The sequence below is a fragment of the Rhodopirellula sp. JB055 genome, assembly GCF_043100905.1.
In the GTDB taxonomy this organism is placed as follows: Bacteria; Planctomycetota; Planctomycetia; order Pirellulales; family Pirellulaceae; genus Rhodopirellula.
In genome coordinates, this window is record NZ_JBICHO010000121.1 from 1 (window position 1) to 24,998 (window position 24,998).

The following is a 24,998-nucleotide window of genomic DNA, read 5'->3' on the forward strand; positions in this document are numbered from 1 at the left end:
GGTCAGCATGGGGGTGCACGAGGGCGTGTCGGCAAACGGTGTCTCGAGAACCTGAGCGACTTTCTCCATTGCCAGGAAGACAATGGAGACAGGGACGGTGAAGGCGATCAGTCCCAACGCAGGCATTTCCAAAAGTGCAAATGGCAGACTGATGATGAACGCAAACACGAGATAGTGAATGAGCATCGCGTACATCGGTGGGAACGGTGTATGACGAATGCGTTCACAACCGCCCATGTGATCGGTCAGACGGCGAAGGCTGCGATCCAGTTCCAAGGCTTGCCATCGATCCAGCGTTTCAGACTGGTGGAGTTGCTGTAGGTCGATGGCTTGTTGCAGAAGAATTCGATTCGCTGCGTTGCGGCATTGAAGATACATCTGCAGTTCGTTGGACGCGACCTTTCCTTCGAGATTGGAGGACACGTCTTCGTCTCGTAACGACGCAGCCAATGTGTGGCACCAGTGAATGTGTCGATGGACGATGCGGCGTATCATTTCGCTGTTGTCACCCGCGGAGTTCGAAGGCTTCGTGAAGCTAATCAGTTGCCGGGCAAATGTTCTGGAGTCATTGGTGATACGCCCCCACAGGATCCGAGCTTCCCACCACCGGGAATAGCTGGAATTGGTTCGGAATGCGAGCACGATGCCAAGGAAGGTGCCTGGGAAAGTGGCGACACCAGGCGGCAATTCGTATGCATCCAGTGGTGCCCAGTAGTCCACCGCCGATATCGCAAGCGAATAGACCATTGAGAAGGTGGCCACCGGCCAAATCGCTTGAGCCAAGCGACTCCAAGGAATACGTGGGCGAACTAACAAGGCGTCAAACCAGCAAAGGGAATGCTCGGATGGGGGTCAGTTGGAGCTGCGCGGAGCTTGGTCGGTGGTGCGGCGAGTCGTCAGAGCATACATCGTTCCACCCACCAGAAAGGTGAGCCCAGTCGCGATCAATTGTTTGGGATCATTGATCGTCATGATGGCGGCGGAGAGAATTGTGGCGGCAATGTAGAACGCTGGTGCGATCAACCAATGAGCGGGCGCCGCGTTGGGCGAGTTGCGAATCGATGGAAGAAATAAACAGCAAACCGAACACGCCGCGGACAATGACAATGTCAGGCCAAGATACGAAAGTAATCCTTGCAGATCAGAAATCAAAACGAGCGTGACGGCCACCACGATCTGCACCACCGTCGCGGCAAACGGGGCCTCACCGCGAAAACGCATCCAGGCCGGCAGCATGCCATCGTCCGCCATTTTCGCGTACACGCGAGGAGCGGCCATCATCATGCTGAGCACGGAGGTCAACAAGCACAGCGCGATTGTCCAGCGGACGAAGTGTGCAAAGCCGTTGCCGCCCAGACTGGCTGCGGCGATGGCGGCCACGTCCGCTTTGCCAACAATGCTTTCCATTGGAGGCGCGAAGACAAACACCGCGTTGAGGCAGAGATAAAGGACCGTTGTTGCCAAGGTGCCGAAGACCAATGCGCGGGGAACGACTCGCTTGGCATCGACCACTTCATCAGCCACATAGACCGCCGCGTTGAAACCGGAGTAACTCAGCGAGATCCAAACCAGACTTCCGGCGAAGGCGGTCCAGTGTGACCACGCGGTGGCATCGGTCGACGTTTGCGGCGCCGGGCTGCTGGCAACCAAGTCACCGCTGAACCATTGGTAGGCGGCGAATACCAGGATCGTTCCCAAGAGTACCAGTTTGACACTGACAGCAATGTTCTGGGTGGCGGCCCCGACACGCGGGTGCAGGCCATGGAAAAATCCTGCCAAAACAATTGCCATGATGGTGACGATGCCAGCAGGCATCCATTCGGGACGCAGGTCCTCTGGCAACAAGTAGCCTTCCAGCGCCGTGGCGGCGAACGCGATCGCACCAGAGAAGCCTGCGATCAGTGAAACCCAACCGGCAACATAGCCCAGCAACGGGTGGGCAGCCCGTGAAAGAAAAAGATATTCACCGCCCGAGTGCGGCATGACACGAATCAGCATCGCGTAACTGATCGCACCAGCCACGGCCACGATTCCGCCTGCCAGCCATGCCCAGAGGACTTGTTCGGGCGAACCCAGATCGGCCAAGGAATACCCGGACGTTGTGAACACGCCAGCGCCGATCATGTTGGCGATGACCAGGAAGGCGAGGGTCCAGAATCCGTATTTGCCGCTCAAACGACTGCTTTCGTAGTGATGGTTCCGAGCTCGATTGGTTCCCGACGGAAGCTGGGAACGAAATCGATTGGGACGGTGGCCGCTAATGTAGTCCAATCGCGGGAGGACTTCATCGCTACGGAACCGCAATCACCCGCAGGGGTGTGCGGAAGCTCAAAGGATCGGGCCCAGCGTTGCCAGCACGTTGTTCCACAAACGGAGAGGAAGCGACCACTCGGCGACCGCCTCCGCCGTGATTTCGTTGGATTGCTCGATGTAGGCACATTGCCGTGCGAAGACGTCTGCGGTGAGTTGCGGATCGTGGAACAAAATGTTGTTCTCGTAATTCAAGTCAAAGCTGCGGCGGTCCATGTTGGCGGAACCGATCAAGGTGATTTCGTCGTCGAGTGTCACGGATTTCGTGTGCAGCAACCCACCGGTGTATTCGTGAATGCGAACGCCGGATTCGAGCAATCCTGCGTAGTAACTTCGGCTCGCTCCGCCGACGATTCGCGAATCGTTGTTGGCTGGCATGATGAGGGTTGTTTCGACGCCTCGCCACGCTGCCGCACAAAGAGCTTGTTGCATGGACTCGTTGGGGACGTAGTACGGCGTTGATATCGTCAGCTTGCGACGAGCCGTGTGGAAGAGTGTTTCAAAGACTTCTGGCATGGCCGAGTCGCGAATCGTTGGACCGGTTCCGATGACTTGGGCAGGGAACCCAGGTCCCGTGTCGGGAAGCGGTTGATTGAGCAGGCCCGTGAGGTCGTCGGGCGTGCACGACATCCAGTCGGCGACGAAGAGTTCTTGGTTCTGACGAACGACAGGGCCTTCAAATCGAATCACGGCATCAACCCATGGCGCGTACTTGGGTTTGACTCGAAATTCAGGGTCGGCGCAGTTTTGACTGCCGCAGTACGTGATCGTTCCGTCAATCACCACGATCTTCCGGTGATTGCGAAGGTCGATGCGTCCGCGGAGAGCCCGAAGCATCAAATTGCCGATTGGCAAAGCTCTGGCAACATGCACGCCCGCCTCTTGCAGGTCTTTCCAATGAGTCGACCGAATGATGGTTCGCGAACCCAGGTCGTCTGCCAACGCGCGGCAGGTCACGCCGCGCTTCGCCGCCCGTTTGAGTGCCTCGACCATTTTCAGGCCGTTGTTGTCGGGCAACCAAATGTAGAACAGCAAGTGAACATGGTCTTGGGCTCGGTCGATGTCCGCGACCATCGAATCAATGGCCGCATTGGAATCGTCCATCAGTGTTCCAGAGTTTCCGCCAATCGCTTCAAACCCGTTGATGGATTCACCCATTCGAAACAGATGTTGGTATCGAACGGGAACATTCGGCAGCGTGTGTCGAGATTCATCTGGGTTGATATCGGGCATCGGAGGCAAGCGTTCCATGACTTGTTTCATCCGCTGCATCCGTCGACGGCCGATGTTGGTTTCGCCGAACAGCATGTATAGGAGCACGCCTACGAATGGTACCGCTGCGATGATCGTGACCCAAGCAACTCGAGAGGCTGGTTCACGATGTGGTCGCGACATCACGCGAATGATTGTCACTGCTTCGATGACAATGTGTGCGACCAAGCCAATTGAAATGGCATCGACGTGAAATCGAAAATATTGTTCGAGATCCATTTGCAGAAAATTTTGATATCAGGTGCCGCAGAGGTGCGGGGGCATGATCGGGTAGCGAATGCTTGCAAGACGTTGTTCAACGACAACGAAAAAGCCGATCGACATCACCCGGTGAAGCTGGGTGTCGATCGGCTCGAGGAGTGTCGAAAGAAGGCAATTTGTTGCTTAGCAACGAGCGAAGAATAAGCGTCGGACAGAGGGTGTGGTATAGGCTTTCAGCATGTCTTCCGCGCCATCAATGGTTGGAAGCCTATGCCACCTATTTCTGCCTCATTTCCTAAAACTGCATCTTGTACTTCTGGGTCATGTCGCGGCGCATGGCGGCTGTCAGTTTGTCAATCTGGTTGAGCGCCTCGCGGTAATTGCCGTAGGCGTTGCCTTGGGCGATCGCACTGGTGACCCGTTGGTAGTCCGTGGTGCTGTTGGTGTTGTAGTAACCGTATCCATCGTTGTAATAGCCTGTGTCCAGGCTCTGGCTGGCTTTGACTTTGCCGGCATCGATGTTGGTTTGTCGAACACTCAAGGCATTGCCGCGAAGCAGTTCGGCGACGTTGGTGCCGTACTGAATCATGTCAGGGTCGACGTTGAGCGTGCCGAGTTCATCGATTTGACGTGCTCGTTGGTCGCTCCATTTTGCCATCGCACCAGCGGTTTGCGATTTGTGATCGCGTGTGTGTTCGATGATGGAGTTGACTTCATCGAAGTAGTGCTTGGACTCGTAAGCGATTCGTTGTTCTTCGCTTTGTTCGGACAAACTGGCACGTGCGGCGGCCTGCTGAGCTTGGCTTTGCAAGCTGAAGATTCCCATCAAACCACTGAGGCTGGATTGGGTGATCGGTCCTTTGAGCGAGAGAGAATTGCCGTCGATCGACACCTTCCATTGTTTCACTTCTGGTGCGTCGGTTCCGTTGCGTTGAAGGATTTCGGCCAACAGTTCCGGGGCGATCAACTTCAGTGATGATGGTGATTTGGAGAACTCGAACTTGGCGATGCATTCATTGAGGCTGCGTCGGCCAACGATGATGCTGCAGCCTTGGATGGATGCGAGAGTGCCGGCGACGGATTCCGGTGTATTGGACTTCAGCGATTGAAGTCCCGTCAGGCGGGTTTTCAGTGGAATGGGTGAGAGGACATTGTCCAGATCAATCGCCAACATGAACGAAAGGTAGGACTCAGGTTGCTTGGCGTGAGCGCTGAGGAACGGCGTGTATTTCACGTCAATCACGGGTGTCAACCAACCTGCCAGGAGGGAGCGATCGGTTGGGCGAAGAATGCCCAAGCGTTCCGGATGGTCTTTACCAGGGACGAAGTACGTTTGGTTGGGAGTGTGGACGACATCGTGATTGACCACGTTGTCTACGTAGCCACCCAAACGATCCGCCAGTTTCTTTGCATCGACAGGTTGACTGAGGACGGCATAGCCCGCTTCCCATTTGGGACGCAAGTTTCCGATATCCAAATCGGCCAGAAACCAAACTTCCGTGACTTTCGACGAGGCAGCGGGGGAAAAGCCCGCGTCTTTCATCAGTTTGTTCAGAGCGGGAACGTTGACGTAGCCAATGGCATTTCCAGGCGCGGGCGAGCGATCGAGCAACAGTTCGATCTTGGCTTTTTCTTCTGCATGAACGACAGATGAAGAAAGTGAGAATAAAAGGGCAAAGGCCATCGCAGGGCCCAAATTCATCAGCGTTCGCATGGTTCAAACTCAGTGCATCAAAGGAGGTGGATCAAAGGGTCGATCCGCGGAGCGATTCGAGCAGGACGTTCATCCAACTTTTCGCACGGATGAAAAACAGAATCGGAAATCCGGCAGTTGGGACGCCGCCAGTATAGACAGCGGGGTGCCCTTGTGCACCGTCGGGCAGTGGGTGGGTATCAGCCTCATTGAGCTGGATTCGGACCGAAAATGCGTCGTTTTTCCCGTTGTTCAGCACGGATGCTGGAATCTCCAGGGACGCCGATCACCTTGAGCGTCATGCCAGCGTCTTACCTGGATTGGTGGGGCTCGCCCGTGCCGCGTGCTGGTCGGGTTGAACCGCAAGACGTTGTTCTCGTCGAACACACCAACAACAGTGCCGAGATGAGACCGATCGCGGTTGCGAAGGCGCTTGATAGGGCTGAGGTATTCGGTGTTTCGTGTCTGCGTTTGCGGTCCGCAGATCCGGAAGAATCGTTCAAGTTTGTCAGGGTGAGTGACGAACTCAAAAGCAGGCGGAGGAGCAATTCGTGTAGGTGGCGATACGCAAATGACGGGCGAGAGTCGGGCATCGTGAAACGCACCGCGTTGAGCAAGATCGGGATGGAGACGTAGCGAAACAAGTCGCATGATTTTCAGCAATTCGGCACGACTGTTCTTTGACCTCGCGCTCGGGTTGATTCTCTTCGCCCTGCTGGCATGTGTTCTCGCTGTGCCTGGGCGAGCAGACGAAAGTCTTGCGGCACTATTGCGGACGGCAGACGATCCATTTGATGAGCCGTTGTTGTTGGCTCAGTTTTCTGAATTCAATGAAAGTTTGGACGCGATTGAGTCGCCTGTGACGGAGGTGTTCGATCAGGTGGACGCGATCACGCTGGATCGTTCGATGCAGCAATCGTTCACAAGCGAATCGTTTGATCAGTCGAGGGGGGATCAGCAGCCCAACAACTTCACCGCGTTCCCGGATTTCAATCGTGGGATTGTGGTGCTCAGTGATGATGTGGCATTGAAGATAGGCGGGTTTGTCAAAGCGGATTTCATCTCCGACTTTGATCCGATCGACTCGATTGATTCCTTTGATACCAGTGAGATTCCAGTTGGGGCTACGGATCGCAAGAATTCGCGGTTCCACGCGCGGTCCTCACGCCTGAGCTTTGATACCCGATGGAAAGTCCAACAGGAGGTGGTTCGGGCTTATGTGGAAGCGGACTTCTTCGGTGGGGAAGACGGTGGCAACGGATCATTGAGGTTGCGTCACGCTTATGGGACGATGGGGTATGTCACTGCGGGACAGACATGGACCACCTTCACGCATCCATCCGCTGTTCCGCAAACGTTGGACTTTGAAGGGGCCGTTTCGAATGTGAACCGACGGCAAGGGTTGGTGCGGTTGGAGTTGCCACTGGGCGATTTCGGTTGGTCTTGGGCGGTGTCGCTGGAGGACCCACGCATCGAGATCGATGTTCCGATCGGTGTGATGGGGGAAGGGCGAACGGAATCACCCGATGTGATCACTCATTTGAAACTGGAGCGAGATCGAGGCGATTTCCAAGCCGCTTTTGTGATCCGGGAACTTGGGTTTCAGCCGGTCGGGGATCCGGTGATCACGGACACCGCATGGGGGTTCAACTTCACCGGATCCGCCAAGGTGTTGGAAGACACGCGGGTATATTCGCAGATCACGTTTGGGGAAGGGATCGGCAGCTATCGGGGGTCACCGGACGTGGTGTCCACTGGTCCGACCACCGCCGAAATTTCGCCAATGTTTGGATGGATGATCGGGGGCAAACATGTTTGGAACGATCAATGGACGTCCAATTTGACGTACAGTGAACTTTGGCTGGATCCCATTGTCGGCCAGGATCCAACCGATCTGCGTCGAACCAATTACCTCGCTGTGAACTTGATCCACAATCCGATCGACCGGGTGTTTGTGGGTGCGGAGTATTTGTATGGGATGCGAGAGAACCAAAGTGGTAACCAAGCCGATGCGACTCGGGTGCAGATGACAGTTGGCTTTTATCTGCCCTGAGCACCCAAGTGGTGTCACGTCAACGACGTCGAGGCCGAATCAGTAGCTGAACTTGCGTACGCCGACCATGAAGTAACCCGGGTAGTTAGGCAGCACCATTTGGGTTGCGGTCAGGCTGTCTCGGGCGCTCACCATGACGCTGGTGGGCCGGCCGTAGACCCCAGGGTTGGGCGCAATTCGGACTTCCCAAATCGAAGTCAGCCCAGTGCGAACGGCGGCCATGTTGAACTTGAGCACTTCGAGCTGTTGACGCTGTTGCTGCTGAGCCATGGATTGTTGGTAGTGTGACGCCTCAGACCGCATCATCAAATTTTCACGGGCTCGGGCTTCGTCGTCCTCGTGGTACTTCTTCCAGTTTTCCCAGCCAGCTTGTAGGACCTCGAGATCCTTTTCGCTGAACATGAAAAACGGGACTGCAATTTGGTCGCCGGAAGCCAGTTCCATCAGCACGCCTTCGAGGGTGTAGGACTTTGGTTGACCCTTGAAACTGGCCACGAATTGGTTGAGGTTCGATTCCTTTTCCAAGGATGTGTCTTCGAGGACGGAAAGAACTCGAAGAATGAGTTTTTGGTGCAGTGGATCAAACGTTGAAAACGCTTTGCCGTTGATGGTCACTGCGCCCAGTTTGCGATCCAGCGTGTATTCTTTTTTTCCGTAAGCCAGAATTCTTGCACGGATTTTGAGTCCCTCGCGAGACGTCCAAGTGTGCATCTCGAGGTCGTCGTCGGAGGATCGCTCTTTGGTCAACTTCGTGACGAATTCGCGATCTTCGTCCGACAGGTCTTGCAACTCGACCGCAGCAAGGCGGCCCGAACCACGACGTTTTAAGATCGCCGTGGTGTCGTTCGATCCAATCAGTTCGCCCTCCAATTTGTAGGCACCGTTGGCACTGGTCCAGGTACGAGGTTTGGCGCTGGCAAACGAAGCGGTCGAAAGGACCGCGACAACAAGTAAGAAGTGACGGAACATGATGTGGTCTAATTCAAGTAATTGAGAAAGGATCAGTTGTTGTCGTTCGATGAATTATCCGATTCCTCGGTCAATGAATCGTCGTTTGAATCTGCCGGCTCTTCAGAATCTTCAGGGTTGGGCAAGCGAACGAGCATGTAAGTGTCTTGGGTTTCGGTTCCAAAGTGAACCAGCACGGACGCTTCATCTTGGGTCAGATTATAGAGACCGGTTTCCGCAACGATATCTTCGTTTTCGCCAATTCGCATCGCAACTCGCTGAGTCTGCTTGTCGACTTGGCCTTGAATGGCCTGTGTTTCGTCGGTCTTTTGATTGTGGATCGTTCCCGACACGATGCCTTCTTTGTTGACGGCCAACTGGACGATTCGGTCCGGGTCGACATCATCGGCATCGGTCGTTAGTGCGAAGGTTCCCAGAGGAAGCCATTCGGATTCTTCAGCGGCTGCTTCGTTTTCAGGAGCTTCTACGGTCGCGAGGTCGGCTGCCGTTTGTGCGAACTCTTCGGCCGTCGCCACTTCTTCACCGCCGATGTAAACGCGATTGTCTTGGTAGGTCACGTTGCCTTCGCTGCTGTAATCGTAATAGACCGGTTGCTGGACCGATGCAGCCGGAGTGCTCCATGTGAACCAATTGGTGACCATGGGATAAGTCGGTGTGCTCCACCAGTACGTGTAGGGGTAGTACCGAAACGAATAGAAGTAGTGCCAACCGCAGAAGCGGAAGGGATGGCGTGCCCACCAACTGGGACCAAAGCCGCGATAGCGACAGTGGCGGCGAACTTGGTTTCCCCAGCGATGGAAATGGTCATAACGATGTGGCGGAATGGCTGGCCAATTGCTGACGTTGGTCAGTCGGTTTTGCCATCGATTGTTGATCTGGTTGACTCGATTGCGATCGAGGTTGGCCCAGCCCATTTTGTTGTTGATGATGTTGTTGTTGCCGATGTTCACGTCGCCAATGTTGATGTCAGGACGACGGTTGGGCGGCAGGCGATCACCGGGATTGGGGCGGTGGTCGAGACCGGGGCGGTTGCCCGTTCCGGGAGGTGTTCCGGCGCCGGGACGATCCGCGAAAGAGGGCCGATCGCCGCTGCCGGGTCGGTTTCCAATTCCAGGCCGATCCCCGTTTCCTGGTCGGTCGCCAGCGTCAGGACGGTTTCCGAGTCCTGGGCGGTTTTCGTTGCCTGGGCGGTCTCCGCTACCGGGGCGGCTGGGACGTTCACTTCCTCCTGGGCGCAGAGGTCCATCGAGCCCCAAAAAGTTCCCGATGTCTCCAGCGGATGGACGGCCGCTGGGGAGTTTTCCAAAGTCGGGCATGTCGGGCCGGTTTGATCCGCCGGGGCGACTAGGGCGGTCACCGCCAGGACGATTTCCGCCCGGCAGGCTGGGACGGCCCGTGTTCGGTCGATCTGTTCCTGGACGGTTGCCAGGCAGGGTGCTCGGTCGGCTGGGGCGGTCTGATAGGTTGCCTCCGGGGCGAGTGTTTCCGGGTCGGTTCGATCCTGGACGAGAGAGGTCGGGCCGCGATGTGTTGGGACGGGATATGTTGGGACGGGATATATCTGGGCGGGAGGGGCGCGTTCCGGTGCTGGGAATGCTTGGGCGGCTGGTGTTTGGCAATCCCAGGTTGGGGCGACTGCTGCTGGGACGACTGTTGAAATTGGGGGAGCTGATGTTTGGGCGGCTGAAGTTGTTGCCGCCCACGTGTGGCATGCTGGTTTGAGGTCGGCGGGTCGGCATGCGGTTGCCGCCTCCGAAGTTGCCGCCCATGTTTCCGCGGTTGAAGCTCGCACCGCCACCCATACTTGGCCGAGCGCCACCCATGCTGGGTCTCGCTCCACCGCCTCCAAACGAACGGCCGCCTCCGCCGCCTCCCCGGCCTCCAAATCCGCCCGCTTCCAAAGTTGGCAGCAAGATGATACTGATGGACATGGCGACACAGACCGACAACCATCGCAACGGCTGCATTGAATTGCTCGATAGATTCATTGGTTGGCTCCCGGTGGGGTCGGGGTGTTGGCGGAAGGTTCAATGCTTGGTGTGATGTCGGTGTCTGTTTGACGCTTGAGTGTGACGGCTTTGCCGTTGGGCAGAGGCCGTCCATCGACGACTCGCGAAATGATGCGAACGGTCATCGTGTCATGATCAATGGGACGAACGATGCACGTCGCGGTGGCTTGCCCGCCATCGATGAGCGTCTGGGTCATTTCCATCCGCCAGTGGTCTTCTTCTCCCGCCCAGTAGCCGTTGCCAAAACTGCCGTCGGCAAAGTAGGTCCACGATTTCACGCGGTTCGATTTTGGGTCATAACCAATCATTTCGTAGCCGATGGGATCGGCGTCAGATCCCATCTGAAACGTGCGAAGCAAGAATCGTTTGCCGGGCACGAACTTGATGTTGCTGTGCAGACCCTCGTCGCCCTCTTCCTTCCACGTCCCAACCAGCCACTCAAGCGACTCGATCGGGTTGGCTGGTTCGCTCAGTTCGGTTGAAGTTTCGATCACTGAGGTGATGACCCATTCGGCGGCGGGTCTCGAAAGAGTGATTTCGAACGAGGAAACTTCTTCGGGAGCTTGATCCGAAGACAGCGTGGTCGTGCCTCGCACCGTCGCCAAGTTGGATTCCTTCTGTTCAACCGAATCGATGGTCGCACTCAGTTTCAATGTCGGCTCGGCAGTGACGGCGGCGCGGATCAGGTCGATCATTTCCGTAGCGGATTGGGCCTCTCGTCCTGAGGATGTATCCTGGTAGCGAACGTCGGACGCCAAAAACTGACTCAACGACTCAAAATTTCGGTTGTTGAACGCATCGGTGTACTGTTTCAATCGTTCACGAACTGCGGGCGTCGACGTGGGGTCCGCCACGGTGGGTTGGTTGTCCTGAGCAACGAGACTGGGAGTCGCGGATCCGAAGATCACTGCAGTGAGGCATGCACCAAGCAGCAGTGTTGGGCCTGTGTTCATGTTTGAATGTTCCAGCCGGAAGATGAGGAAGAGAGGGCAGATCGAGTCCAGCGAAGTCGACGATTGTCCCCCATATCTTAGAGAGTCGAGAGATGAATTGCTTCTGTTGAAAACCAGATAATCCGCAGAACTTGGCCTTCCAGGGAGGATTTTGAAGTGTTCCTGCTCGCGGGCCAGGAAAGAGAAGGTTCGGGGGCGGGGACAACCGAAAAGGAGGGTGTGAATTGTTTGGATTCAGAAGTCAGTTTTCCCTTGATTTCGAGGCACCCCGATGGACCGAAGCCGATCTTCGCGGAACCTTCCCATCGGAACGATCTTTCTTTGTGCCTTCTTCATTTTGGTGGGTTCTGACGCCAAGGTCTCACATGCTCAGGTGGACAATTGTTCCTCCTTGTTTGCGTGTGATGCACCAGCGTGTGATTCGTTGTTGTGTGACGAGGCAGGGTGCTGCGGGGCTTGCGGGACAAACGCCTGCGCGGCAGATGAATGTTTCTGCAGGCAGATTCGCGACTGTTTCGCTGAGAGCGGGATCACGTTTTCAAACAATCTCACACAATACTATTTCGGGACGGTCAGCGGCGGGTTGGATGAGACGAGTCGCTATGGAGGCCACGGGGACTATGTGGCCAACATGGACCTTGGAAAACTCGGTGTCCACGAAGGGTTGTTTTTGAAGCTGCGGGCGGAGCACCGATTTGGCCAAAGCATTGGTGAGTCAGCGGGCGTGATTTTGCCACCGACCTTGGCCGCCGATCTGCCAGTTGCGGACAGCGAGAGTTTGTATTTGACCAACGTGCTGTTCACGCAGTTTTTGTCCGAACGTTTCGCGGTTTACGCCGGCAAACTGGACACGCTCGATGGTGACACCAATGCTTACGCGAGCGGTCGAGGCATCACCCAGTTTTCCAATGTGGCGTTCATCGCCAACCCCATCGTGTTGCGATCGGTTCCTTATGCGTCGCTAGGTTGCGGTTTCATTGTGATGGGTGACGAAGGTGAGCCGGCTTTTAACTTCTTGGTGATGAACCCAACCGACACCGCCGATTCCGACGGCTTTGATGAACTGTTCGCCGATGGAGTCGTCGTGTCGGCTGAAATGCGAGTGGCGACCGATTGGTTGGGGACGCCAGGGCATCAATTGGTAGGGGCTTCTTGGAGCAGTCGCGAGTATGTTTCGTTGGGACAGGATCCCCGGATCATCCTGCCCAATGTGCCGATCAATCGGGCGTCCGACTCATGGTCGGTGTACTGGAACACGGACCAAGCGTTGTGGGTGGACCCATGCGATTCATCACGGCATTGGGGCTACTTTGCCCGAGCCGGAATCGCCGACAGCGACACGAACCCGATCAGTTATCTGCTCAGTGCTGGTCTGGGCGGTGCAAGTCCGCTTCGCGATGGGGACACGTTTGGTGTGGGGTATTACTACAGCGGAACGAGCGACGAGATCGGGCCTTTGCTGGTCGGAGCCCTGGGGCCCATCGGCGACTCGCAGGGCGTGGAAGTCTTTTATCGCAGTCAGTTGACCGAATCGATTTCGGTGACACCTGACTTCCAGTGGATTGATCAAGCTCGCGAGCAAGTCGCGGATGCGTACCTGTTGGGACTTCGGATGAACATTGCGTTCTGAGAAGGCAGGATGTCAAACCCATCCGGTATGAAACGGTGCAGTTTCTGGTGACGCGGAGTGCCCTCCCCGAAAATTTCGCTGACCGCTCGCTTTCCGACCCTCACTCACTGCGTTTGGGAGGGTGAATTGATGTTTGCGATCGTAGGGCTTCGAAACTGCACAAATACTCTCAAGCGATGGGATTGAGAGGCGGCAAGTGTTCCTCGGGCGCGTGGTGCTTGGAACGCCGCTGGTGCAGGTGTAGCTGAAACGCTCGGGCAAGCGACTCGCCTTTCCAGGCTGAATCGGCTTGCGTTTTGTTCGATGGAGCGGAGTTTGTCGCGGCAGTGTGACTGTAGAGCAATCGCTGCAATTCCAGGACCGCTGAACTTAGCTCATTGGGGAGAGCTGCGAGCTCGGGTTGTGTGTTGAGCCACTGGTTCCAAGCGGTCTCAGCCGCGCGGGCATTGTTTGCATGGCACGCTCGCACGAGTTTCCGAGCCGCGACACGGTCAGGCGGATTGAGGCGAAGCTTCAGCGAACGCAACCAGGATGCGATTCGGTTGAATTGCGTCGCGACCAAGACGGCCAGTACGCCGATGGTCGAGATCGTCCATGCCAACGGTTGCCAGTTGGGATCTTCCACCGTTGCGAGTTGCGGCGGAGGTGCAGCAGCGACATCGAAGGTGGCCTCCGGCAAGGTTTGTGAGCCATAGGATTCGTCGTTCGGGTTCCACCATACATACCGGATCGCGGGCAAGGTGAGTGTTCCGGAACCTTTGAATTGATACGTCACCGTGTCGATTCGTTCGCCCAGAAATTCACCGCGTTCCGTTTTGTCGGTGACTTGCGGAGATTTGACGTAGACCTGGATGCCGTCGGGAACGTTCGTCGGCGGTGGGGCGAGAACCATCCCGGAGACTTGGTCGGCTTTTTGCGTGATGGTTCGGTGAATCACGTCACCTTGTTTGGCGTCACCCGGTGGTGGATCCCAGGTCTCTTGAACGTCGATTTGGTCAGCGGTGACCAGGAAAACGTTGGGATCGTAGTCCGGTGGTGGTTGGATCTCGACGGTCACTTCCGAGGTCTGCTGAGTGTGGTCGGTCGCTGGTCCGGTGAAACCGTCTCGGTTGGCGTAGCGGACTTCGAACGCGGGGATTTTGACTGTGCCAAAGGCTTGCGAATACAACGCGAATTCGTGAGTTTGAACGAACCAGGAATCGCCACCGACATCCTCGGAGGACACCACGGGCGAACCGACTTGAAGGATCACGGTTCGGGGGATCTGTGGCAGCGAAAACGAAGTCGCACCTACGAACGATCCTGGCGCACGGACTTTGACGTAGAACGGCAGACGTTGTCCCACCCAGGCCTTCGGAGTGGGGACATCGATCGTGACTGGTCGGGGTTCGTCCTCGGCGATGGCTGGGGAAACGGCCAGGCAGAGTGCCAACGCTAGGCAGGTAGCTGAGACGCGATGGAACTGTTTGAACATGTTTTTAGCGGAGCGGCGCGAGCCGCCCGGTGTGTTACCGGAGGGCTTGCGCCCTGCCGCTACCATTCGAATTGCCGTAGCCAGTTGGCGAGTTTGTGAGCGGCAGGGCGCTAGCCGCCGGTACACCGTGGGAAGCCGGCGGCTAGCGCCTTGCCGCTCACGCAAGTGACGCCGCCCAGCAAGAACACGAAGTGGTTTGGCACCAAAAGCATGTTGCGAAGGAGCGGTCATGGTTCTCCTCCTTCGCTGGTCTTCGCTTCGAGGGGTTGGTCTTGGGATTCCTGGTCTCGATTGGCCATTTGGTAGCGGAACTTCGATTTCAAGAAATCAGCGGGCTTGGTTTGCACCTGCCGCAGCCACACCGCTTGCACAGAGGCGTCGTTCACGGCTTGTTCTGCGGTGATCTCGGTGTCTTGTCCTTCGTCCTTCTGCTTGTCTTTGTCGAACACGATCTCGTCGGCACCGAGACGTTGGTCTCCGGCGTCGCCGCCTTTGGACTCGGTCGCTTTTTTTCGTGCCTTTGCGAGGTCCAGGTTCTGCTGGGCTTCCGTCCAATCCGTGCGTTGCGTCAACGCGTCTTCATAGCTGGCAATTGCTTGGTCGTATTTTCCCAGCATCAACCAGCAGTTGCCCAGGTTGAATTTTGCCTCGGGGCCGGACGCTCGTGAAAAGGATTGTGCGGCGGACTTGAATTCACCGGCGCGGTACCAAGCGACGCCCTGCCACATCGGATCATCAAATGCGTTGGCCGCATCGGTGTATTGTTTCTGCTTCATTTGTCGCTGGCCAAGTTGGTCGGGAGTCCACCACCAAGTCGACCAACCGATCACGCCGAGAATGAGCCAAGTTTTCATTGGGAGGCATCCTCGTTGGAGGTGCGTTCGCGGCGAAAAGACAATGCCACCATGGCCGCGAGCAACGGTGAGAGCCAATAACCCGATTCTTGCCAGCGATCGCTCTGTCCCGCGATGCCCGATGTTGAACGTCGTTCTGCGAACCGGATGATTGACTGGATGTCTTGATCATCGACGGTCAGTGGAACCCGAGTGCCGCCGAGCGTTTTCGCGATGGCCTGAAGCGATGCGGTCTCTTGAGAATCCTCCGGCAGCAGACTCAAAATTTCGATGGGTGGTGAGCCGATCGCTTGATGAGCCGCGGCGACTCGTTTGGGATCGACGCTGGCTTGGTTCGCGATGATCAACAACGTCGCACCGCCTTCTTCGCGATTGATCAAACGACCCGCTTCGGTGATCGCTTGGTCAAGTGAATCGCCCGCGACGGGCATGATGGCGGGGCTGATTTCGGCGGCCATGTCGGCGACGACCGCGGTGTCTTCGGTGGGCGGCAACACGGTGTGAGCGGATCCGGAGTAAGCAATCAAACCCAATGGGTCGCCTTGGCGTGCCTCGGCCAGATCGGCGATTTTGAGAGTGGCTCGTTCCAGCGGCGTGGTCGTGAGTGCGGCCGATGCCATGGTCTCGTCCGCTTTCATCAAAATGATCAAGGGTTGAGCGTCCTGGGCAAACGGATTGTCTTCCACTTGCCAAGTGGGACCCGCGATCGCGATGACACAGACGATCCATCCCGCCAGCAACCAAGTGACCGATGGAAGGTTCTGCCACCAGTGTTTCGAAGACGGTCCGCTTCGGTGGGCCAAAGCGTCGAGCAAACCCAAATCGATTTGGGGTCGCCAACCTCGAAGTGGATCGTGGTTGCGATGCCAAACCCATGCCAAGCCGACTGCGACTGGAATCAGCAGCACCCAAGCCGGGCGAATGAAGTGCAACGCGTTCCATGCATCGATCATGCCGCCACCTCCATCTCGCCGGTGATCGGATTGACGTGGATCCTTCGGTCTTGTTCAGCGGGAGTTGTGTGACGTCGGCCTCGCCAGGTTGCGATGGCTTTTTCAAACATGGACAGCAGCAATGCGATCAGAAGCGGCCAATAGTAGATATCGGTGCGTGGGCGGTGGCTGACGGTTTGGATGGTCTGTGTTTCAATCTTGTCGAGCTCGTCATAAATCCCCGCCAAGTGCTCTCGGTCCGCGGCGAAAAAGTACTTGCCGCCGGTTTCCGAAGCGACGTCTTTGAGGCTTTGTTCGTCCAGCTTGTCTTCGCCGACGGTGGTTGGGTCGCCAATGGCAACGGTGTAGATCTTGATGTCTCGCTGAGTTGCGACACGAGCGGCTTCGACCGGAGGGACTTTGCTTTTGGTGTCGTTGCCGTCGGTCAATGCGATGATCGTTTTGGCTCGTTCGGCGTCTTCGTCGAACAAGTTGACGCCCAATCCGATTGCATCACCAAACGCGGTTCGTGGTCCAGCCATGCCGACTTCGCATTCGTCGAGAAGCTCCTGCGATAGCTGCAGGTCGGTTGTGAACGGAGCCTGCAGGTAAGCGGCATCGCCGAAGACGACCAAGCCGACTCGATCGCCTTTGCGTTTCGCTAGGAAGCCGTCGAGGACTTCCTTGACCGCATCCATTCGCGAAACCTTTTTGCCAGCATCATTCTGGAAGTCTTCTTGTGCCATCGAGCCCGATAAATCAACGAGTAGCAACAGGTCACGTGTTGGGATCTCTTTTGTGATAGGAGGTTCCAGCCATTGAGGTCTCGCAACGGCAGTCAACACGCATGCCCAAATGGCAACCGCCAACGCACGTCGAGGCCACGTTTGCGGTTGGGTGCTGTTGGAATGCTTGCCACCCAAGACTTGTTGCAAGCGATCGCCGAAGGGAACTTGGACGGAGACTTGGTGGCGTTGCTTGGGCGGCAAGAACAGTCGCACCAACCAAGGCAGCGGCAGAAGGAAGAAGCACCAAGCGTAGGCAAACGTCAACATGATCGTTCCTCACGTGTGGTGTTGGAATCGGCCGAATTTGGCGAAGTGGATGGATGCTGAGTGATCCAAGTGGCGGCAAATGCTCTTAGCTCATCCAGTGATTCGGTCTCGGTGTCGCGATAGGCTGCAGTTGCCAATTGTTCGTGAACGGTTGGAGAAAGCGATTCAGCGGACTCGGTTGGAATTTGTTCCGACAACCATTCTGGCCAGCGGTCGCCTGTCATCGCAGCTAGCTTCGATCGCGAGGTGGTTGCCAGGGCAGTGCGGCGGAGCAGTTCCGAGATCGCACCGGCCGTGTTTGCGGATTCCAGTTCGCGGATCGCTTCGCGGCGGTAGGCGTTCACTTTCCAATTTTGCCAGTTTTTCCATGCCAACCAAACGCCCGCTGTCAACAGAATGGCAGACAGCACGTACCATCCCGGCGCGAGTGGCCACCAGGGAACCGGTGTGGGCACCACGATGTCGTTCAGCCGATCGAGGCTGGTTGGGTCGGTGCTTTGCATCACGCGGTGTTCCCAAAGAGAACCCGGATTTGCTCCGCGACAGGTGTGGCCGTGGAAAGCGGCATCAATGGAATTTGCAGGGAACGAAAGACACTTCGCCAGTGCGAGAGGACTTGCCCGAACGCTGCCTGGAAATCTTCAGGGAAGGAGCTGTGGTCCGGAATCTCCCAGGTTCGTCCGCCATGGCTGCCCAGCATGCCAGGGGCACCGGTCAATCGAATGCCAAGCGGGTCGTAGACCGCCGTGACAAGCACGTCGTTGTGAGCGGCGATCCGAGTCACGAGGCGACTGGTTTCTTCGTCGGCTCCATCGAGGTCGCTGATCAAGATCACCAAGTGATCATGACGAGCGATTCGGGATGCGTTTTCGAGAACTTGATTCAAAGTGATCGGTGATGCGGCGGATGGTGTCGTCGGCGTGGGCGATGGTGCAGCCAGTTTTTGATTCAGCCGAACGATTTGATGCAGCAGGTTCAGGACTCGAGTCTGGCTGCGGTGCGGGCGGACTTCCGCGATTTCGGTTTCATTGAAGACCAATCCGCCGACGCGGTCGCCGCTGGCAAGTGAGCGCCAAGCACCCATCGCGGCCAATTCGGCGGCCGCAACGGATTTCATTGCTCGTTGGCTTCCAAAGAACATTGGTGTGCGTTGATCGATCAGCATCAATACCGGTCGTTCGCGTTCCTCGCTGTAAACTCGGATGTGGGGCGCTCGCAGACGTGCGGTTGCCTTCCAGTCCATCTGGCGAATGTCATCGCCCTGTCGGTATTGACGAAGTTCTTCAAACGACAGCCCACGGCCGCGAAGCCGCGACGCGTGGCGTCCGGCTAGCAGCGATCCGACTGGTTGACGAGGCAGAAGCGAGAACCCGCGCGCATCCGCCTTGCATTGCAGCAGATCTTGAAACGTGACGGTGACTCGGGCGGACATGGGAAACCTACGTTCAAAGCGGGCAATCGAAAGCAAACTCGATCAGACAGGGACCACGTGCTTCAGCAACGCGTCGATCACTTGCGTGCGAGTCACACCGGCGGCTTCCGCCTCGTAGGTCAAGTGAACTCGGTGAGCCAAACAAGCCGGTGCCATCGCACGAATGTTGTCGGGTGAAACGAAGTCTTGGCCGGCCAACCAAGCATGGGCCCGTGCCGCCGCGTCGAGTGCCAGTGTTCCACGAGGGCTGGCACCAAGCCGAATCCATTTTGGCAGGTCCCCTTCGTAGCGATCCGGGTGCCGTGTCGCCATGACCAAATCGACGATGTACTTTTCCGCGGAGTCAGCGACATGAATCGCACCGACTTCTTTCTGTGCGTCGAAGATCAACTGCTGCGAGACCGCCTCGTTCGCCGCAGAGGTCGCGCCGGTCTTTTCGCCTCGAACCAATTTCAGGATCGATGTTTCGTCTGCGTCTTCGGGATAATCCACTCGCACGTAGAGCATGAAACGATCCATCTGCGCCTCGGGCAGTGGGTAAGTTCCTTCTTGCTCAATTGGGTTTTGGGTGGCCAGCACCATGAACAGTTCTGGCAGTTTGTGTGTTTGCGATGCGACCGTGACCTGCCGTTCTTCCATCGCCTCCAAGAGAGCCGATTGGACCTTGGCGGGAGCTCGGTTGATCTCATCGGCCAAGATCAAGTTGCCGAAAATCGGGCCTTCTTGAAATTCAAAGGTACCGTTTTGTTCGCGATAAATTTCTGATCCCGTGACATCCGATGGCAACAAATCGGGTGTGAACTGGATGCGTCCGAATTGGCTGTCGACCAGATTCGACAGCGTTTTAACCGAGCGGGTTTTCGCGGTCCCGGGCAGGCCTTCCATGAGGACATGACCTTTGGCCAGCAAGGCGACCAAGATTCGTTCCACCACAGATTGCTGGCCAATGACGGCCGCATTCATCGCGTCGGAGATTTGCTGGATGGTTTCCCGCGGCGTCATGCAATTGTTCCAGTGGAGAAGAAAGATTGTTTGTAGTGGCCGGGTTTGCACATCGCAACACGGCGGTGTGGACCCCATGAAAAACGGCCTCGCCCAAAGAGTGGGGTGAGGCCGTTGATGCAGAGTTTCGTGGCTCGGCGGATAGGTTTTGGCCGAGCGTGGCAAACAAAAGCCGACCTAATTCCGTGGCGGCGATACTTGTTCGAGTTTCTTGATCCACTCTTGGGCTTTCAACGTTTGATAGTTGATGCCAGCCGCGTTCAGGCTGGATCCCGATTGCCTTGGGTATTTCGGAATGGTTGCCATGAACTGTTGAATGTAGTTCTGCACGGGGACGAAGGTCCACATGTTGTCGGCGTACCAGCGGAAGTAACCCAGCGTGCCTTCTTTCCACATTTTTTCATAAGGGTCGGCGCGAAGGTTGATGATCAACGGCCAGCCCGGAATTTCTCGTGTGCCGGTGGCGATGTTGCCGTCGACGGTCGCGAAGTGGATCTTCCAGTTCTGGACGCGAACCGCGTTCAGGTCGCCGCCTTGTCCGAAGTAGTAGATCTCTTTGCGGGGACCTTCTTTGGCGTCACCCTTGAAATAGGGCAAGAAGTTGTAGCCATCCGGGTGAACTTTGAATTCTTTTCCGTTGGCGTTGTAACCCTTTTTCATCTTTTCGACCAAGTCGGGCTCGCCCGCCGCGGCTGCGAAAGTGGGCATCCAATCTTCTTGCGAAATGATGTCGTTGTAGACCGTTCCGGGCTCGATCACGCCGGGCCATTTAACCAACAATGGAACACGGAAACCGCCTTCCCAAGTCGTGCCCTTTTCACCATGGAATGGGGTGATGCCTCCATCGGGCCAACTGAACGTTTCAGCGCCGTTGTCAGTGCTGTAGACCACGATCGTGTTGTCTTCGATGCCCAGATCTTTGATCTTCTGAAGCACTTTGCCGACATAGTCGTCGTGCTCGACCATTCCGTCGGGATACAGCCCGATGCCTGTTCGGCCTTGCGATTCTTTTTTCAGGTGAGTCCACACGTGCATGCGTGTCGAGTTGTACCAAAGAAACGCTGGCTTCTCTGATTTGGTGGCTCGTTCGAGGAAGTCCATGGCTTTGGTGTGAACTTCTTCGTCGATCGTTTCCATGCGTTTCTTGGTCAGTGGTCCCGTGTCTTCCAAGCGTCCGTCGGCGAACGAGTGAATGACCCCGCGAGGTCCATACTTCTTTCGGAATTCGGGATCTTTCGGGTAATAGTAGGTCTCCGGTTCTTCTTCTGCGTTGAGGTGATAGAGGTTTCCGAAGAACTCATCGAAACCGTGGTTGGTGGGCAAGTGTTTGTCTCGGTCGCCCAGGTGGTTCTTACCGAATTGGCCGGTCGTGTAGCCTTGTTCTTTCAACACGTCGGCGATGGTTGGTGTCCAGTCGGGGATTCCGTGTTCGCTACCTGGCATGCCGATGGTCAGCAATCCGGTGCGGAATGGATGCTGGCCGAGGATGAACGAGGCTCGTCCAGCGGTGCAGCTTTGCTGAGCGTAAGCATCGGTGAACATCGCGCCTTCTTTCGCAAGGCTGTCGATGCTAGGCGTTCGATAACCCATCACTCCGTGGTTGTAGGCACTGATGTTGTGGACACCAATGTCGTCGCCCCAGATGACAACGATATTGGGTTTTTCCTGAGCTTGGAGTGACAAGGCGGGGAGAGCCGCCGCCACCAGGAAGAGGAGTCTTGAGAAGAAGGGCATCGAGGGGCTCCGAAGATGTTGGAATGGAAGAGACGAGAGGCCGAGGATTTCGCATTGTTGGGGCCAGGCAATCCGTAGGCAACCTAATCGAGGGGATTTCACGAACTCTTTTTTTCTTTCTCTGCAGAACAAGAACGGCGGTGATTCGGCACCGATTCCACGTTCACCCCTCACGAGAAACTTCAGAGGCGAGTTGATCGGCCCAGCGACGATGGTGTTAAAAACGCGTGCAGGAGCGTATAAATCGGGGTGAGTCTGCCCGCGGATCATCTTGAGAGGATCGGTTTTCGGGACGATCATGCTCCTCGAGTCAGTCTGCAACGGATTCCCGACGTGCCTCGTGGATGAGAGTCACCTAGCAACACCAGTGAGTGAAAAAAACGATGGGACAATTCCAAGGGTTGTGGCGAGACACGAAAATCGTGTGGATCGTGTTCGTCTCAATCATCTTTGCATTCTCGATTTTTGTGTCCTGGTATTACCTGCTGTTGTTGCCATGTTTGCCGGTTTCGTTCGTGTACTTCGCATTCATTCGCTACGACGACGAGGGCAACGAGAAAGGTGATTTCACCTAAGCGAAGCAGCAGGCTTGTTGTTGCTTGGGATCTTACGTCTTGCTGATCACCATGGGCCATCGAGCTGAAACGGTCACGCGGGCGCTGGGGGGGCGTATCGCAAACGCAGGATGGGGTGTCCGGATGGTGGGTGCGGTTTCTGTTCCAATGAAACGAATCCGTAGCGTTGGTAGAAACCGCGACCGATGGAATTGTCGACGAAGACTTCCAGTTCCAGGTTGCCGCGAAGCGAAACGGCATGATCCATGAGTTGCCTACCGATGCCGCGTTTCTGATGCGTCGGGGCAACAAAGATGCCGCCGACTTCATTGCCCAGCAGAGCCAAAAATCCAACGACCGTTCCGTCCACTTCGTAGACCCAAGTTTCTGCGTTGGGAAGGTAGATCGTCGCAATGTTTTCGCGTTCTTGCGAAAGAAACTCGGGACTGAGAAACGGATGAGCTACTTCGGAGGCTGACATCCAAACGTCGAGTAATTCGTCCAGGTCCGTGGGTTCGTAGCTGCGTATCACTGGATTCATTCCGTGGAAGGTTGCAAGCGTCGTGGCACCCAAGACCGGCTTCGATGCGATACGGCGAAAGTGACAAAGGCCGAACCTCGAAGGTTCGGCCTTGGTTTTAATTTCTGCCGATGCAGCCAACATTAACGCTCGGGGCGATTGCTTGCTTGGCGAAGTTCTACCAGCCGGTGCTTTGCCAGAATGTCATCCATGACGTCCAGTTCCGTGTAGTACATGGCACTGGGGTCAATGCCTCGGTCATCCAGCCATTTCAAATGCTGGTGCATTTCGGGCTGGCGAGCGTACGCGGGAAGGACGACCAGCCAAATGATTGACAGCAGTGCAATCGATCCAGCCAGCCCGCCGATCCGGTAACAACGTTGACGAGCAATCATGGTGACACCGTGTCAGCGAAGACGACTTTGAACATCAAGTAAGCCATCACCAACGTCATAATCAAGTTGAGTGACTGACCGCACACGTACAGGACAAGCGGCTTGCCGCCTTTGAGTTGTGGCAGCAATTGGCGGAAGTTGGTTTCCAATCCGATGCTGACAAACGCCAAGCAGAAGAACCATCCGCGAAGCGTTTTGGTGGAGCCACCAATCATCGCGTTGATGAGTTCGGGACCGTTGGTCATGTAGGAATACAGGACCGAGAACAGGATCGACATCGAGACAAAACCGAGCACGAACTTCGGAAAGCGGTACCAGATTTCGGAAATCCCAACCTTCGGACCTGCGGGATCGCGTTCCACAAACGTGACCCAGTAGATCGCCACGCAGAACGCGGTCACACCGATCAAGATGTTCTGGATCATCTTCACCGTGGCCGCGACTTCGAGTGCTTCGTCACCCAGCACGGCACCGGCAGCGGCCACGGCGCCGGTGGAGTCGATTGTGCCGCCCAGCCAGGCACCGCCGAGAATGGGATCCATTCCCACGGCCGTGATCACGGCGGGCATGACCGCCATCATGATCACGGTGAATCCCAGCGACAATCCGATCGAAAGAGACAGCTCTTCTTTCTTCGCTTTGCAAGCAGCAGCGGTCGCAATCGCGGCGGATACACCGCACACCGACATATCGGCGGAGATCACCATGTTGAGCGATTTGGATTTGATTTTCAAAACCTTTTGCCCGAACCAATATGTCGTGATCAAGACGAAAGGCGTGACCAACCAAGCGACGAACACGCCCGGCAATCCCAGTGCGAGCAAGCGACTCATCAAGACTTCTGCACCGAGTAATACCAAACCGGTCTTGATGAAGAACTCGGTCGAGATCGCTGGTCGTAGGAAGTCAGGTGTACCGATCGTGTTGCTGATGATCAGTCCAACCAAGAGCGCCCACAGGGCATATTCCAAGTTGTAGGCTTTGACGACCGATTGCCCGGACATCCAGTACGCCAGCGTTGCCAGCAGGAACACGATCGGGAAAGCGGTCAAGAACGCCGACGCGGATTTACCTCGCATTTGGTTGGCGAAAGCGAACAGGGCTGAGATGACCAAGAAGACACCGAGGATGCCTTGCCAAGTCGATGAGATCGCGTCGAGCGGGTTGTCGGTCCACTTGCCAGGTTTCGCGAGGAAGGGCTTCAGTGGGCTGGTGACGCTCACCGATTCACCTGCCGCGACGCTCTCGCTCAGTCCTTCGGGTTGGCCAATCCAAACGGCCGCGAAAGAGAGGATTAGCAAGAGGACGGCACACCAAATTGCCCACCAGTCTTCGTTGGTCGTCATGTCTTTCCAAAGACTTGGCCGTGGTGGGAGGGCGATGGCCGAGTCATCGGCGGCGGATTCCGTGTCGATGTTCTCGGAAGAAGGGGAGTTGGTGCTCATTGGTGGGATAGGTGGGTAGGAGTTGGGGGAGGGGAAACGAGAAGAAGAGCGACCAGCGTCGCGAATTTTTGGTCAGAGACCGGAACTGGAAAGCGAGTCGCTGGTGCGGCGTTCCACCGCTTTGTTCATGCTGGTTCGCACCAGTTGCAGCAATCGGATCAATTCCTTTTGTTCGCGACGTTTCAGTTCGCTCATGACTTCGTGTTCGAGTTCACGAAGGTGTTCAACAATTGGCGTGACCAGTTTGCGGCCTTCCTTGGTGATCGCGACATGGACGGTGCGGCGATCGGTTTCAGATCGTTCTCGCGTGACGAGATTGCGTTTCAGTAATCGGTCAACCAACGCCGTGACGGCCGGAACCACTTGAACCAGACGATCGCCAATCACACTGCAGGTCAGCGGTCGATCTTCAATGTCCAAGATCCGAAGCAGGTTGTACTGCGAGAAGGTCATGTCGTGTTGGCGAAAGAAGCGTGCCAAGTGGTTGTCGAGTTGGTCGCCGGTGCGCACC

The 24,998-nt window shown here is 56.3% G+C and carries 21 protein-coding genes and 1 pseudogene; 3 read left to right on the forward strand and 19 right to left on the reverse strand.

The window, feature by feature from the left end; translation table 11 throughout:
• The 4 genes from ACF8AM_RS04915 to ACF8AM_RS04930 all read right to left on the reverse strand — a co-directional run.
• Positions 1-816: bestrophin family protein (locus ACF8AM_RS04915; RefSeq protein WP_392554560.1), on the reverse strand; the 816-nt coding region annotated here is incomplete at its 3' end.
• Between the two features lie 36 nt (positions 817-852).
• Entirely contained in the window at positions 853-2,271 is a 1,419-nt protein-coding gene (locus ACF8AM_RS04920; protein WP_392554561.1) for an APC family permease, read from the reverse strand.
• Positions 2,272-2,328: 57 nt separating this feature from the next.
• A complete protein-coding gene (gene cls, locus ACF8AM_RS04925) occupies positions 2,329-3,801 on the reverse strand; it encodes a cardiolipin synthase (RefSeq protein ID WP_392554562.1) in 1,473 nt (490 codons plus the stop codon).
• Between the two features lie 277 nt (positions 3,802-4,078).
• Positions 4,079-5,485, reverse strand: coding sequence for a hypothetical protein (locus ACF8AM_RS04930; protein ID WP_392554563.1), 1,407 nt, complete (start codon positions 5,483-5,485; stop codon positions 4,079-4,081).
• A gap of 640 nt (positions 5,486-6,125) precedes the next feature.
• Between ACF8AM_RS04930 and ACF8AM_RS04935 the strand changes: the two genes are divergently transcribed.
• The gene (locus tag ACF8AM_RS04935; RefSeq protein WP_392554564.1) at positions 6,126-7,529 is read left to right on the forward strand and encodes a DcaP family trimeric outer membrane transporter; all 1,404 of its coding nucleotides are present in this window, start codon (positions 6,126-6,128) and stop codon (positions 7,527-7,529) included.
• 39 nt (positions 7,530-7,568) lie between these two features.
• On the opposite strand, the gene ACF8AM_RS04940 is transcribed toward ACF8AM_RS04935, so the two are convergent.
• The 3 genes from ACF8AM_RS04940 to ACF8AM_RS04950 are packed head-to-tail and all read right to left on the reverse strand — an operon-like array spanning position 7,569 to position 11,460.
• Positions 7,569-8,498 carry an SHD1 domain-containing protein gene (locus ACF8AM_RS04940; RefSeq protein WP_392554565.1) on the reverse strand — a complete coding sequence of 310 codons (930 nt, stop codon included), beginning with the start codon at positions 8,496-8,498 and terminating at the stop codon, positions 7,569-7,571.
• Positions 8,499-8,530: 32 nt separating this feature from the next.
• The gene (locus tag ACF8AM_RS04945; protein ID WP_392554566.1) at positions 8,531-10,465 is read right to left on the reverse strand and encodes a mu-protocadherin- cell-suface protein; all 1,935 of its coding nucleotides are present in this window, start codon (positions 10,463-10,465) and stop codon (positions 8,531-8,533) included.
• 17 nt (positions 10,466-10,482) lie between these two features.
• Entirely contained in the window at positions 10,483-11,460 is a 978-nt protein-coding gene (locus ACF8AM_RS04950; protein ID WP_392554567.1) for a hypothetical protein, read from the reverse strand.
• Positions 11,461-11,616: 156 nt separating this feature from the next.
• On the opposite strand from ACF8AM_RS04950, the pseudogene ACF8AM_RS04955 reads away from it, so the two are divergent.
• Positions 11,617-13,090: pseudogene (locus ACF8AM_RS04955) on the forward strand (carbohydrate porin).
• Positions 13,091-13,259: 169 nt separating this feature from the next.
• Here the strand turns inward: ACF8AM_RS04955 and ACF8AM_RS04960 are convergent.
• The 8 genes from ACF8AM_RS04960 to ACF8AM_RS04995 form a co-directional block, all read right to left on the reverse strand.
• Positions 13,260-14,564 carry a hypothetical protein gene (locus ACF8AM_RS04960; protein ID WP_392554568.1) on the reverse strand — a complete coding sequence of 435 codons (1,305 nt, stop codon included), beginning with the start codon at positions 14,562-14,564 and terminating at the stop codon, positions 13,260-13,262.
• A gap of 227 nt (positions 14,565-14,791) precedes the next feature.
• Positions 14,792-15,418 (reverse strand): tetratricopeptide repeat protein, encoded by a 627-nt coding sequence (locus ACF8AM_RS04965; RefSeq protein WP_392554569.1) that lies wholly within the window; start codon positions 15,416-15,418, stop codon positions 14,792-14,794.
• Complete coding sequence (locus ACF8AM_RS04970) at positions 15,415-16,371, reverse strand: VWA domain-containing protein (protein WP_392554570.1); 957 nt, start codon at positions 16,369-16,371, stop codon at positions 15,415-15,417. The genes ACF8AM_RS04965 and ACF8AM_RS04970 overlap by 4 nt, the downstream gene beginning before the upstream one ends.
• Positions 16,368-17,405, reverse strand: coding sequence for a vWA domain-containing protein (locus ACF8AM_RS04975; protein ID WP_392554571.1), 1,038 nt, complete (start codon positions 17,403-17,405; stop codon positions 16,368-16,370). Before ACF8AM_RS04975 ends, ACF8AM_RS04970 begins: the two co-directional genes overlap by 4 nt.
• Positions 17,399-17,908 (reverse strand): DUF4381 domain-containing protein, encoded by a 510-nt coding sequence (locus ACF8AM_RS04980; RefSeq protein ID WP_392554572.1) that lies wholly within the window; start codon positions 17,906-17,908, stop codon positions 17,399-17,401. The genes ACF8AM_RS04975 and ACF8AM_RS04980 overlap by 7 nt, the downstream gene beginning before the upstream one ends.
• Entirely contained in the window at positions 17,908-18,837 is a 930-nt protein-coding gene (locus ACF8AM_RS04985) for a DUF58 domain-containing protein (RefSeq protein ID WP_392554573.1), read from the reverse strand. Before ACF8AM_RS04985 ends, ACF8AM_RS04980 begins: the two co-directional genes overlap by 1 nt.
• 42 nt (positions 18,838-18,879) lie before the next feature.
• On the reverse strand, positions 18,880-19,839 hold the full coding sequence (locus ACF8AM_RS04990) for an AAA family ATPase (RefSeq protein ID WP_392554574.1): 960 nt from the start codon (positions 19,837-19,839) through the stop codon (positions 18,880-18,882).
• Between the two features lie 177 nt (positions 19,840-20,016).
• A complete protein-coding gene (locus ACF8AM_RS04995; protein WP_392554575.1) occupies positions 20,017-21,573 on the reverse strand; it encodes an arylsulfatase in 1,557 nt (518 codons plus the stop codon).
• A gap of 383 nt (positions 21,574-21,956) precedes the next feature.
• On the opposite strand from ACF8AM_RS04995, the gene ACF8AM_RS05000 reads away from it, so the two are divergent.
• Entirely contained in the window at positions 21,957-22,148 is a 192-nt protein-coding gene (locus ACF8AM_RS05000; protein ID WP_047816858.1) for a hypothetical protein, read from the forward strand.
• A 73-nt stretch (positions 22,149-22,221) separates the two neighbouring features.
• On the opposite strand, the gene ACF8AM_RS05005 is transcribed toward ACF8AM_RS05000, so the two are convergent.
• The 4 genes from ACF8AM_RS05005 to ACF8AM_RS05020 all read right to left on the reverse strand — a co-directional run.
• Positions 22,222-22,668: a GNAT family N-acetyltransferase gene (locus tag ACF8AM_RS05005; protein ID WP_392554576.1), complete on the reverse strand. Its 447-nt coding sequence runs from the start codon at positions 22,666-22,668 to the stop codon at positions 22,222-22,224.
• A 122-nt stretch (positions 22,669-22,790) separates the two neighbouring features.
• On the reverse strand, positions 22,791-23,042 hold the full coding sequence (locus ACF8AM_RS05010; RefSeq protein ID WP_392554577.1) for a hypothetical protein: 252 nt from the start codon (positions 23,040-23,042) through the stop codon (positions 22,791-22,793).
• A complete protein-coding gene (locus ACF8AM_RS05015) occupies positions 23,039-24,487 on the reverse strand; it encodes a YeiH family protein (protein WP_392554578.1) in 1,449 nt (482 codons plus the stop codon). Before ACF8AM_RS05015 ends, ACF8AM_RS05010 begins: the two co-directional genes overlap by 4 nt.
• A gap of 72 nt (positions 24,488-24,559) precedes the next feature.
• On the reverse strand, positions 24,560-24,998 hold a 439-nt coding region (locus tag ACF8AM_RS05020; RefSeq protein WP_392554579.1), incomplete at its 5' end, for a MarR family winged helix-turn-helix transcriptional regulator.

Coding starts and splice junctions, on each gene's coding strand:
- ACF8AM_RS05015 (WP_392554578.1), bottom strand. CDS start 24,487: ATGAGCACCAACTCCCCTTCTTCCGAGAACATCGACACGGAATCCGCC.
- cls (WP_392554562.1), bottom strand. CDS start 3,801: ATGGATCTCGAACAATATTTTCGATTTCACGTCGATGCCATTTCAATT.
- ACF8AM_RS04945 (WP_392554566.1), bottom strand. CDS start 10,465: ATGCAGCCGTTGCGATGGTTGTCGGTCTGTGTCGCCATGTCCATCAGT.
- ACF8AM_RS05005 (WP_392554576.1), bottom strand. CDS start 22,668: ATGAATCCAGTGATACGCAGCTACGAACCCACGGACCTGGACGAATTA.
- ACF8AM_RS04975 (WP_392554571.1), bottom strand. CDS start 17,405: ATGTTGACGTTTGCCTACGCTTGGTGCTTCTTCCTTCTGCCGCTGCCT.
- ACF8AM_RS04950 (WP_392554567.1), bottom strand. CDS start 11,460: ATGAACACAGGCCCAACACTGCTGCTTGGTGCATGCCTCACTGCAGTG.
- ACF8AM_RS05000 (WP_047816858.1), top strand. CDS start 21,957: ATGGGACAATTCCAAGGGTTGTGGCGAGACACGAAAATCGTGTGGATC.
- ACF8AM_RS05010 (WP_392554577.1), bottom strand. CDS start 23,042: ATGATTGCTCGTCAACGTTGTTACCGGATCGGCGGGCTGGCTGGATCG.
- ACF8AM_RS04995 (WP_392554575.1), bottom strand. CDS start 21,573: ATGCCCTTCTTCTCAAGACTCCTCTTCCTGGTGGCGGCGGCTCTCCCC.
- ACF8AM_RS04990 (WP_392554574.1), bottom strand. CDS start 19,839: ATGACGCCGCGGGAAACCATCCAGCAAATCTCCGACGCGATGAATGCG.
- ACF8AM_RS04980 (WP_392554572.1), bottom strand. CDS start 17,908: ATGCAAAGCACCGACCCAACCAGCCTCGATCGGCTGAACGACATCGTG.
- ACF8AM_RS04960 (WP_392554568.1), bottom strand. CDS start 14,564: ATGTTCAAACAGTTCCATCGCGTCTCAGCTACCTGCCTAGCGTTGGCA.
- ACF8AM_RS04985 (WP_392554573.1), bottom strand. CDS start 18,837: ATGTCCGCCCGAGTCACCGTCACGTTTCAAGATCTGCTGCAATGCAAG.
- ACF8AM_RS04970 (WP_392554570.1), bottom strand. CDS start 16,371: ATGATCGATGCATGGAACGCGTTGCACTTCATTCGCCCGGCTTGGGTG.
- ACF8AM_RS04930 (WP_392554563.1), bottom strand. CDS start 5,485: ATGAATTTGGGCCCTGCGATGGCCTTTGCCCTTTTATTCTCACTTTCT.
- ACF8AM_RS04965 (WP_392554569.1), bottom strand. CDS start 15,418: ATGAAAACTTGGCTCATTCTCGGCGTGATCGGTTGGTCGACTTGGTGG.
- ACF8AM_RS04940 (WP_392554565.1), bottom strand. CDS start 8,498: ATGTTCCGTCACTTCTTACTTGTTGTCGCGGTCCTTTCGACCGCTTCG.
- ACF8AM_RS04935 (WP_392554564.1), top strand. CDS start 6,126: ATGATTTTCAGCAATTCGGCACGACTGTTCTTTGACCTCGCGCTCGGG.